This is a genomic window from Micropruina sp., from assembly GCF_047606365.1.
Taxonomy (GTDB): domain Bacteria; phylum Actinomycetota; class Actinomycetes; order Propionibacteriales; family Propionibacteriaceae; genus Micropruina.
The window spans coordinates 35,694-46,345 of sequence record NZ_JASGEN010000135.1 but is presented as its reverse complement, the minus strand read 5'-3'; the positions used below and the strand labels follow the sequence as shown (position 1 = coordinate 46,345).

10 protein-coding genes are annotated in these 10,652 nt (G+C 69.8%); 5 read left to right on the top strand and 5 right to left on the bottom strand.

The window, feature by feature from the left end; translation table 11 throughout:
* Positions 1-196: 196 nt before the first annotated feature.
* Both QM624_RS15810 and QM624_RS15805 read right to left on the bottom strand, forming a co-directional pair.
* A complete protein-coding gene (locus QM624_RS15810; RefSeq protein ID WP_415093517.1) occupies positions 197-949 on the bottom strand; it encodes a hypothetical protein in 753 nt (250 codons plus the stop codon).
* A 549-nt stretch (positions 950-1,498) separates the two neighbouring features.
* Positions 1,499-2,290 (bottom strand): MBL fold metallo-hydrolase, encoded by a 792-nt coding sequence (locus QM624_RS15805; protein WP_415093515.1) that lies wholly within the window; start codon positions 2,288-2,290, stop codon positions 1,499-1,501.
* A gap of 124 nt (positions 2,291-2,414) precedes the next feature.
* Here QM624_RS15805 and QM624_RS15800 point away from each other — a divergent pair, with 124 nt between their 5' ends.
* Entirely contained in the window at positions 2,415-4,103 is a 1,689-nt protein-coding gene (locus tag QM624_RS15800; protein WP_415093513.1) for a hypothetical protein, read from the top strand.
* Between the two features lie 35 nt (positions 4,104-4,138).
* On the opposite strand, the gene QM624_RS15795 is transcribed toward QM624_RS15800, so the two are convergent.
* Positions 4,139-5,020, bottom strand: a complete 882-nt coding sequence (locus tag QM624_RS15795) for a type II CAAX prenyl endopeptidase Rce1 family protein (RefSeq protein WP_415093511.1) — start codon at positions 5,018-5,020, stop codon at positions 4,139-4,141.
* Positions 5,021-5,149: 129 nt separating this feature from the next.
* Here QM624_RS15795 and QM624_RS15790 point away from each other — a divergent pair, with 129 nt between their 5' ends.
* The 4 genes from QM624_RS15790 (at position 5,150) to QM624_RS15775 (ending at position 9,245) form a co-directional block, all read left to right on the top strand.
* Positions 5,150-6,301: a sensor histidine kinase gene (locus QM624_RS15790; protein WP_415093509.1), complete on the top strand. Its 1,152-nt coding sequence runs from the start codon at positions 5,150-5,152 to the stop codon at positions 6,299-6,301.
* Entirely contained in the window at positions 6,298-6,936 is a 639-nt protein-coding gene (locus QM624_RS15785; protein WP_415093507.1) for a response regulator transcription factor, read from the top strand. Before QM624_RS15790 ends, QM624_RS15785 begins: the two co-directional genes overlap by 4 nt.
* Before the next feature lie 75 nt (positions 6,937-7,011).
* Positions 7,012-8,442 (top strand): FAD-binding protein, encoded by a 1,431-nt coding sequence (locus QM624_RS15780; protein ID WP_415093505.1) that lies wholly within the window; start codon positions 7,012-7,014, stop codon positions 8,440-8,442.
* 41 nt (positions 8,443-8,483) lie between these two features.
* Entirely contained in the window at positions 8,484-9,245 is a 762-nt protein-coding gene (locus QM624_RS15775) for a decaprenylphospho-beta-D-erythro-pentofuranosid-2-ulose 2-reductase (RefSeq protein WP_415093503.1), read from the top strand.
* 139 nt (positions 9,246-9,384) lie between these two features.
* Here QM624_RS15775 and QM624_RS15770 read toward each other — a convergent pair whose 3' ends face one another.
* Together QM624_RS15770 and QM624_RS15765 are read right to left on the bottom strand one after the other, a co-directional pair.
* A complete protein-coding gene (locus QM624_RS15770) occupies positions 9,385-9,726 on the bottom strand; it encodes a hypothetical protein (RefSeq protein WP_415093501.1) in 342 nt (113 codons plus the stop codon).
* 47 nt (positions 9,727-9,773) lie between these two features.
* Positions 9,774-10,568, bottom strand: coding sequence for a PIG-L deacetylase family protein (locus QM624_RS15765; RefSeq protein WP_415093499.1), 795 nt, complete (start codon positions 10,566-10,568; stop codon positions 9,774-9,776).
* Between the last annotated feature and the right edge of the window lie 84 nt (positions 10,569-10,652).

Sequence of the window (10,652 nt, the reverse complement as noted above, 5' to 3'; positions counted from 1 at the left end):
AGTAGTGATGGTTCCCGTCAGCAGTGGTGGATCGCGCGATCGACGGCGTCCGCGGCCAGGGAGCAGAAACACCCCGGCGGTGGATGCCCATGGGTTCGGGGCTGCGGCCGTTGGTGCAGTTACCGCTTCCGCGCCACGATGCGAGCGGACGTCGTCCTAGCGCGGCTGGCTGTTGCTCTGTTCAGGGGTTGCAGCTTCAGCGTCGCGCAGACCGCGCGATGGCAGCCTTGACCCGGTGGAGCAGTGCGGTTCTTTGATCCAATAGGTCGGAAGTCACCCGGACGACCTCCCAGTCGAGTGCCCGGATGTCGTCCTCGCGTACCTTTTCACGTTGCTCGGCGCCCGGTTCGTCGTACTTTCCCAGCCCGTCGCACTCGATCAGCACCCGGGTGCCGCGCAGCCGCGCGTCGGCGCGGTAGGGGGTGCCGGGTACCTCGAATTGAGGATCAAGATGCCAGCCCCAACGATCGAAGGTGATTGCCGTGCGGGACTCCAGTGCCGACTCCCGGAGCTTGTTGGCCAGCCTGAGCACGACGGGCAGATGGCAGTGTCCGACGTGGTTGTCCAACTGCGTGGACCACAGCTCAACATCGCTGAGGAGTATCTGGCTGGTCCGAAGCGCGTGATCGGCTGCCATCAGACCCGAAACGGGGCAGCCCAGTGCCGTCTGGGCGACGACCAGGGCGGGATCCATGCCCACCACTTCGCCGACTCGTTGGTGGATCACCACGGTGGGACGGTTCTGCGCAGACCCCGGTCCGGTGCGCATCAGGTGCACGCGCGCCCAGTCAGGGCGGTGCAAGGGCAGACCAAGGTGCACCGCGGCCGAGTGATGGCTGGCGATGGTGCCGGGATGATCGTGGAGTTCTGCCTGCACCCGAAGCCGATGCCGATCGCTCGCATGGCGCAGCGCCTGCGACGTGTACCAGCCACGCTTGAGGCGGACCACCGTCCCGTCGGCCAGAGCACGTTGCAGGACGATCGGTGCGACACCGCAAGCTCGGGCGTCATTGATGCTGAACAGCGCACGCTGTCTCAACTCCGCAGGTAGCGCATCCTCAGGATGGGCACTCTGTGTGAAAAGTGTTCAAACTCGTTGGTGATGCCGCGGGACAGGGGTGCTCACTGACCATGTCCCGCCCTCACCGCAGCGCCGCAATATGTTCGGGCTGAGCGGGGGCCTCCGGGGTGCGTCGATCGCGCGATCGATCACAGCTTTCGGGTTGTGCCCACTGCTTTCGGCATATTTCCCGAAAGTAGTGATGGTTCCCGTCAGCAGTGGTGGATCGCGCGATCGGCGGCGTCCGAGGCCAGGGCCAGGGCCGGAGGATCGCTTAGGGATGCGCTGATCACAGCGCTTCAATCGCCATCCCGGACTTGATCCGGGATCTCTCCCGACTGAGAGCCCGGGATGACGTGAACGATCAACGCTTCCTCCGAGGGGAAGGCTCCGAAGAAGGGGGTTGCCGAAGAGCCATGCGCCGACTCTGGAGCCGGCTCAGATCCTCAGCACTGTCAGGTCCGGATGCACCTCCGCGCCGACCCCGGCCAGGCGTCCGGTGAGCTCCGCCAGCGGCGGATTGTCGTGACCGAGGTGAATCGCGACGACCCGGGTGGCGTCGTCGAGCGCGCCGATGCCGCGCAGGTCGTCCAGGGCGGCGCCGAAGCTGGCGAAGTTGTGGTGCCCCTCGCCGGGCGGGACAGCGTCGCCGAACGTCTCTTCCAACAGCACCAGGTCGAACCTCCAACCGGCCAGCAGTTCGAGCGCGGACGGCTTCCACGGGCCGGTGTCGGTGGCGTACAGCAGCCGGCGTCCCTCGTGTTCGACGGCGTACAGCACCGCCTCGCCCAGCGCGTAGTGGGTGGCCGGCAGCACCAGCACCCGATAGCCGTCCACGCTGAACTCGTCGCCGGCAGTGACGGTGGTCAGCGCGACCACCTGTTGATCGGGCGCCAACCAGTCGACGCAGCGGCCGATCGCAGGCGCCGGGCCGATCACCTGGAGCGGCTGCTCGCTGACCCAGCCCCGGTGCATCAGGAACGACGGGTTGAGATGGTCGTCGTGGGCATGGGTGAGCAGCACCGTCCGGAGGCCGGCGAGGTCACGTCCGGCGCGTTGTGCCTGCCGGGGTGCGTCCGGTCCGCAATCGAGCAGCAACACGTCATCCACAAGCGCGGACGTATTGGTCCGGATCGCGCGAGAGGCCCGGGCCTCGGCACAGGTGGGGCAGGTGCACCAGGCGTTCGGGACGCCGTCCGAGGCGCCGGTGCCGAGCAGCAGGACGTCCATGGCCTCACCGTAGTGCCGGCCGGGTGGTGGGGCGTTCGAGTGCGGGCAACTGGTTCCACGGCGGGGGAGGGCCGGGTTGTCGGAGGCGACTGTCATGATGGACGCCGACTCGAAAGGGGAACCCGTGGCCGCAGCCTCCTCATCCAGGCGTCTCTGGGTGGCGTTGTCGATCCTGCTGCCTGCCGCCGTGGTCGGCGTGCAGACGTGGCTGCGTCGCTGGGTCTCCGACGACGGCTTCATCAACGTCCGGGTGGTGCTGCAACTGGTCGCCGGCAACGGCCCCACCTACAACCTCAACGAACGCGTCGAGGTCGGCACCTCCACGTTGTGGCTGGCCTTCGTCACCGTGGGCAAGCTGATCGCCCCGTGGGCCGAGGTGGGCGAGGTGATGGTCTGGCTGGGCACCGGCTTCATCACGCTGGCGATGATCCTGCTCGGCCTGGGCGGGCTGCATCTGGTACCGGTCCGCAGCAAGGTCGTGCTGCCGCTCGGCACCGCCGCCCTGGCCGGCCTGACCCCGTTCTGGGATTTCGGCACCTCAGGGCTGGAGACGTCGCTCACCTTCTGCTGGATCGCCGCCTGCTTCTGGGCGCTGGCCCGGCGCTGGGCGAACCGTCCCCGCAGCCCGTTGCCGGCCTGGCGGCCCTGGCCGGTGGCGGTGCTGATCGGCCTGGGGGTGTTGATCCGGCCCGACCTGGCGCTGGTCAGCCTGGTGTTCGGCGTCATGCTGCTGTGCCAGTCGGAGCGGCGGATCGGCGGCTGGTTCGGTGCCGCCGGCCTGGCCCTGGCGATTCCCGTCGGCTACGAGGTCTTCCGGATGGGCTACTACGCCTCGCTGGTGCCCAACACCGCGCTGGCCAAGGCGAACGCGTCCGTCGACCAGGGTCTGCTCTACCTCGGCGACTACGTGATGACCTACCACCTCTACATTCCGGTCGCGATCGCGCTGGCGCTCTACATCGCCGGGCTCGCCACCGCCGGACGCGAGCGCGACGGCGGCCTGGCCGCCCTGTGGCTGGGGCCGCTGCTGGCCGCGGCGATCCACACCGGCTTCGTGATCTCGGTGGGCGGCGACTTCATGCATGCGCGCTTCCTGCTGCCCGCCACCGTGCTGCTGTTCGCACCGGTCGCGGTGATCGGCGGCGCCGCCTGGACGCGGGTGGCGGCCGTCCTCACCATGGTGTGGGCCCTGGTTGCGGGACTGGTGCTGCGACCCGTGCTCTGGAACGGGATGATCGTCGACGAACGCAGCTACTACGCCAAGTTCGTCCCGGACGCCCCCGGCGCGATGGTCATCGCCGAGAACTGGTCGGCCGATGTCGGCTTCCAGCTCACCCAGCGTGCCGCCAAGGACCTGGCCGCCGGCCGCTCCTACTTCGTCGACATCACCAAGCCCGACGACAAGCTGCCCACCTACAACGGTGAGGGCGTCTATGTGGTGATCAACTCGCTCGGCATCGCGGGCGTCGGCGCCGGCCTCGACGTCACGATGGTCGACCCGCCGTCGCTGGGCGACCCGATCGGGTCGCGGCTGGTGCTGCCGCCCGACGCCGAGTACCGGGTGGGGCACGCCTACAAACCGGTGGTCTGGGCGATGGCGCGGTACACCGCCGCTGATGTCCGTCCCGATGACAAGGCGCTCAACGACGCCCGGGCGACGCTGGCCTGCGGTGACATCCCGGCCCTGATCTCGGCGATCTCGGAACCGCTCACCCTGCAGCGCTTCGCCAACAACGTGATGCTGGCGCCCAAGCTGACCATGCTGCGCATTCCGGTCGACCCGGCGCAGGCCCGGAAGACGATCTGCGGCTGACGGCTGACGGCTGACGGCTGACGGCTGACGGCTGTTCAGGCGGACGCGGACGGCACCCGGCGCAGGATGGCCGCGCCGATCAGCAGGTAGACCACGGTCTGGAAGATCTCCAGCGGCCAGCCCTCGCCACCGCCCAGCAGGCTGGCCAGCATGTTGCCCAGATGCAGGCCGCCGTGGATCCCGACGGCCGCCCACAGCGAGCCGGTGGCGAAGTAGAGCGCGGCGGCGGCGAACCCGAAGCTGCCGGCCGCGACGATGTAGATCGCACCCTGCCACCACACCGCATGCCCGCCGTTGGAGACGACGTGGATCAGGCCGAACGTGACGGCGGCGATGGTGGCCTGCCGCCACGGGCTGCCGCCGATCGACTGGGTCAGCCAGCCGCGCCAGATGAACTCCTCGGTCATGCCCTGCATGCCGTAGCCGAGCAGCAGGCTGCCGGCCACCACCACCCAGAGCGGCTGGCTGCCGTAGCCGGGAGCGGCCGCGGTCAGCTGCAGCCGGGTGAACAGCACACTGGCCGGCACGACCACCACGAGGCTGATCACGGTGCCCAGCAGCAGTGCCGGAACGGTGCGGGCGTCCAGGGTCAGCCCGGTCACCCGCCACGGACGCCGGTCGACGAACCGGACCAGCAGGGCGATGAAGACGATCGAGAGCAACGGGACGGTGAGGATCGGCACGCTCTGCTTGAACACCGCCGCCCCCCAATTGCCGGCGATCGCGTCCGGTGCCGGGTCAAGGCCTGGAACGGACGGCAACGCCAGCAGCAACAGGTAGCTGGCCAGGGTGGCGATCAGGGCCAGCAGTGCTCGCAGCAGCACCCCGGGCCAACCGACGGCGGGCGTGGGCAGCGGTGGGCGGCCGGCCGGGGCTACGGAGACGGCGGTGGTGTCGGTGTCAGGGGTGGTGGTCATGCCCCGACGCTATGGATCCGGCGGGGGCTCCCGGAACCGGCCGGGGTCACGGGTCGGACGGCGTCCGGTCATGGGCACCCATGACCACGGTCACGGGTGTGACGGCGTCCGGCACTCTAGGGTGCTGCCATGCCCCGCCCCCGCACCGTCGTCGACCGGGTGCGCCGGCTGCTGAACCTGATGTTCGCCGCGAGCCTGTTGTCCGCTCTCGGCTCGGTCGTGCTGCGCGCGCCGGAGGAGCCCGGCAACGCGGTGGCGATCCTGCTGCTGGTCGCAGCGGCCGCAGCGGCCTGGCGGTTCCGGATGGCCGACCGGTTCGCCAGGGTCGCCTCGCTGGTGCTGGCCCTGTGCGGCATCGGTGTGGTCACCTTCGGCGACAACCTGGGGCTGCCACTGCTGTTCGCGGCGCTCATCGTGCTGGTCGTCGACTGGGGGCTGTGGACGGGCTGCGTCGTGGCGGCGTTGATGATCGCGGTGCTGGTCGCCCTGCTGCACGACGGCTACCAGGGCGAATGGGCGCCGGTGCTGCTGCAGTCGCTGGCGAACGCCGCATTGTTCGCGATCATCCTGATCTTCGGCGGTGTGCTGCGGGCGTTCGATCAGCAGCATCGCGAACTGGTCACCGTCAATGCCCAGCTCACCGAGGCGATGGACGCCTCCCGCGACCTGGTGCTGGCGCAGGAGCGGGCTCGCGCTGCCGCCGAACTGCACGACGGCCTCGGCCACCAGTTGACGCTGATCTCGATGTCGCTGGAGTTCGCCGGACGGGTCCGCGACCGCGACCCGGACGCCGCCTGGAAAGAGCTGGTGAACGCCTCGGCGATGACCAGGCAGGCACTGGCCGACATGCGGCTGTGGGTGCGCGCCCTGCACCCGGCCCGGCTCGAGGAACTCACCGACCCGCAGGCGTTCGAGGCGGTCGCGGACGTCTTCCGTGGCACCGGTCTCGAGGTGAGCGTGGACGTCGCCCCGGAACTCGGTCGACTCGACCGGCCCCGGGCGCTGTTCGCCTACCGGCTGATCCAGGAGGGGCTGACCAACGTGCTGCGGCACACCACCGCCGACCGGGTGGTCTGCGCCCTGGACCGTGACGCCGACCGGTTGCGCCTGGTGGTCAGCGACAACGGCACCGTGATTCGGCAGCCGGAGCCCGGCTTCGGGCTGCGCGGGCTCACCGAGCGGGCCCGGGAACTGGGTGGCACGCTGCGGCTGCGCCATCCCGGACGGCTCGGCGGGCTGGACGTCGTCGCCGAACTCCCGCTCGCAGCGGAGCCGGCATGACCGGGCGGATCCGGGTCGTGGTGGTGGACGACCAGCAGTTGCTGCGCCGGGGGCTGAGCATGCTGCTCGGCACTGACGACGGCATCGAGGTGGTCGGCGAGGCGGGCGACGGGCACGAGGCGCTGGCGGTGATCGCCGCGACCACCCCGGACGTGGTGCTCACCGACGCCCGGATGCCGGGCCTGGACGGCCTCGGCCTGGTCGCCGCCTGCACCCGCAGGCATCCGGGGCTGCCGGTGGTGCTGCTCACCACCTTCGACGACGAGGAACTCGTGCGCGGCGCCGTCGAGGGCGGCGCGGCCGGCTTCCTGCTCAAGGACTGCTCGGTGGAGACCCTCGGCGAGACCATCCGCCAGGTGGTTGCCGGCGGCCTGGTGATCGACCCCAGGGTGGCCCGCTCGGCGCTCAGCCGCCCCCGTCCGGACGCCGGCCCGTTGGCCGCGCTGACCGCCACCGAACTCCAGGTGGCGCAACTGGTGGCCACCGGCGCCACCAACACCGAGATCGCCGCCCGGCTGCACTTGGCGGAGGGCACCGTGAAGAACCACGTCTCGGCGCTGCTGCGCAAGCTGGAACAGCGTGACCGTACTGGCCTGGCCCTGCTGCTGATCCGGGAGCTGACCGGCCCGCGATGAGACCGGCCCGCTCGGCGTCCGGACCGTGTCGGGTCCCGGCGGCCCGTCCAGGTGCGCCCGATAGACTGCCCACCGATGCCCAGTTCAGCTGTTGATCTGCCCACGTCCACCGAAACCCTCGCCGGCTGGGGCCGTACCGCGCCCGGCCTGGCCCACGTGCTGCGGCCCACCTCGGCCGAGCAGGTGCAGGCCGCGGTGGCCGCGGTCGCCGACCACAACGCCGGACGTCCCTCGTACCTGAAACGCGGTGTCGTCGCGCGCGGTCTGGGCCGCTCCTACGGCGATGTCGCGCAGAACACCGGCGGCCTGGTGGTCGACATGACCGGGCTGACCACCATCCACTCCATCGACCCCGATTCGGCGATCGTGGACCTGGACGCCGGCGTCAGCCTGGACGCCCTGATGCGCGCGGCGCTGCCGCACGGCTTGTGGGTTCCGGTGCTGCCGGGCACCCGTCAGGTCACCATCGGCGGCGCGATCGGCTGCGACGTCCACGGCAAGAACCATCATTCGGCCGGCTCGTTCGGCAACCACGTGCTCTCCATGGAGCTGCTGGTCGCCGACGGCCGTGTGCTCACCCTCACCCCGCACGGCTCGGACGCCGACCCCGACGGCACCCTGTTCTGGGCCACCGTCGGCGGCATCGGGCTGACCGGCATCATCCTGCGGGTGCGGTTGCGGATGACCCGCACCGAAACCGCCTACTTCCTGGCCGACGGCATCGTCACCCACAGCCTGGACGAGACCATCGCCGTCCACTCCGACGGCTCCGAATCGCGCTACGACTACAGCTCGGCCTGGTTCGACGCCATCTCGGCGCCGCCGAAGCTGGGCCGGGCCGCGCTGTCCCGGGGCAACCTGGCCACCCTGGCGCAGTTGCAGGAGTACGCGCCGAAGCTCGCCGCCGACCCGCTGGCGTTCAACGCCAAGCCGCTGTTCGAACTGCCCGACCTGTTCCCCAACGGTCTGGCCAACAAGCTCTCGTTCACCGCGCTGGGTACCGCCTGGTACGCCAAGGCGGGCAGCTACACCAGCAAGATCCAGACCCTCACCGGGTTCTACCATCCGCTGGACATGTTCAGCGAGTGGAACCGGGCCTACGGTCCGGCCGGCTTCCTGCAGTACCAGTTCGTCGTACCGCCGTCCGCGGTGGACGAGTTCAAGGCGATCATCGGCGACATCCAGCGCTCCGGGCACTACTCGTTCCTGAACGTGTTCAAGCTGTTCGGCGAGGGCAACCGGGCGCCGCTGAGCTATCCGATGGCCGGCTGGAACGTCTGCGTCGACTTCCCGATCAAGCGCGGCCTGCATGAGTTCCTGGCCGGCCTGGACGCCCGCATCCTCGAGTTCGGCGGACGGCTCTACACCGCCAAGGACTCCCGGACCACGGCGGCCGCCTTCCACGCCATGTATCCCGAGATCGACTCCTGGATCGCCACCCGGCGCGCCATCGACCCCGACGGCGTGTTCGCCTCGGACATGGCCCGCCGCCTCGAACTGCTCTGACCCGCACCCGCGCACACGCACCGATAGAAGAGGGAGATCCCATGTTCGACGCCGTCGGCAACCCGCAGTCCATCCTGCTGCTGGGAGGCACGTCCGAGATCGGCCTGGCCGTCGTCAGCGAATACCTGCGCCGGCAGCCGCTGCGCGTGGTGCTGGCCTGCATGCCGGGTGACCCGGGCATCGAGACGTCCGTCGACTCGCTGAAGGCCCAGGGCGCGACCTCGGTCGAGGTGGTCGACTTCGACGCCGCCGACTTCGCCTCGCACCCGGCCGCCATCGACGCGGCGTTCGCGGGCGGTGACATCGACCTGGCCATGGTCGCGTTCGGCCTGCTCGGCGACGCCGAGGAACTCTGGCAGGACCAGGCCAAGGCCGTCGCCATCTGCAACATCAACTACACCGGCGCGGTCAGCGTCGGCGTGCTGCTCGGCGAGCGGTTCAAGGCCCAGGGCCACGGCCAGATCGTGGCGATGAGCACCGTCGCCGGCGAGAAGGTGCGGCGCTCGAACTTCGTCTACGGCTCGACCAAGGCCGGCCTGGACGCCTTCTACCTCAACCTCGGCCAGGCGCTGTCGGGTCTCGGCCCGAAGGTGCTGGTGGTCCGCCCCGGCCAGGTCCGTACCCGGATGTCGGCGCACGTGAAAGAGGCGCCGCTGACGGTCAACAAGGAGGACGTGGCCCAGCAGATCGTCGCCGCTGTCGCCGACGGCAAGGAACTCATCTGGGTGCCGCCGGCCTTCCGCTACGTGATGATGGTGCTGCGGCACATCCCGACGCCGATCTTCCGCAAGCTCCCCATCTGAGCTCGGAACCCCGCTCCCAAGCCCCTCCCCAAGAACTGCCGATTTCGTTGGTCGAGCCTGTCGAGACCTCGCCATGCGCTCGCTGGCAAGGGGTTTCGACAAGCTCAACCAACGGCGACCGCGTCGATCGGAGCCGCGGTCAGCGCAGCGGCTCGGCGACCGTCGTCCGGAACGAGAACGTCTTGGTCGCGCCCTCGACGACGGTCAGGTAGTGGTCGGGACTGATCCGGTAGACCGCTCGGCTCTGCTCTGACATCGGGTGCCTCGGTGCGAAGGTCCGGGCGAACAGTTCGGCCTCCCGCCGTGCCTCGGTCCGATCCATCCAGGTCTTGCCGGTGGCGCGCGAACCCAGCCAGCGCATCGACTCACCCGAGCCGGTGGTTTCCTCCACCAGCAGGGTGTACGGGGTGCTGCCCCTTTCGGGACCTGCCTGGTCGGCGTCGGACGGCAGCGGAAGGGTCGGCCATTGGGTGTCGCTCATACCTCAGATTGTGGCCTGCTGCGGTCTCCCGCCCGGTCGCGTCCGGGTCAGAAGAACCAGCCGGGCCGCATCGGGTCCGAGCTGCCGACCTCCAGGTAGTGCTCGGTGTCGAACACGGCCGCGTAGGCCTCCAGCGGGAGTTCCAGCCAACCCTGGATGTCGGTCACCTGGCTGGCGTGGCAGGCCATCACTTCGCGACGCCGCGCCACCTGACCGCTGACGTCCACCTGCAGGTTGATCTCGGCCTCAGGCGTGCCCAGCGGATTGCCGTCGTTCATCGGCTGGTCGGGATTGAACCCGTCGGTGTCGGGCACCCCGGACGCCCGCGCCGACTCGTACTGCCGGCGCAGCCGGTCCCGGTTCATCGTCGCCTCGAACAGCCGCGGACGCGGCTCGGCGAGCTCGGCCGCACGGCGCACCACCTGATGCACCCGGACGTGATCGGGATGGCCGTAGTTGCCATGCCAGTCGTAGCCGACCAGGACGTCTGGCTGTTCCTGCGCGATCAGGTCGAGCAGCCGTCCGGCCGCCTCCTCCGCGGGTGCCTGCAAGAGGCAATGCGGATGCTGGTTCTGCTCCCAGCCGGCCATGCCGGAATCCCGATAGCCCAGCCAGTGGACGGCGGCGATGCCGGCGAGCTCGGCGGCGCGCTGCGCCTCCGCCATCCGGCGCTGCGCCAGGGTCTCGTCCGGCGCCAGATCGTCGGGCACCTCGCCGTGCTCGCCATGGGTGGCGAACACCACGATCACCCGGTGGCCCTCCTCGGCCGCGCGGATCATCGACCCGGCGGTCAGCGTGCCCTCGTCATCGGGATGGGCATGGACGAACATGATGGTGGCCATGGCGGCAGTATGCCGCGCCGCACCGACAGTGCCTCACCCCTGAGGCTGAGGCCGCCGCCCCGTTCGGGATCTGCTAGGGGCGAT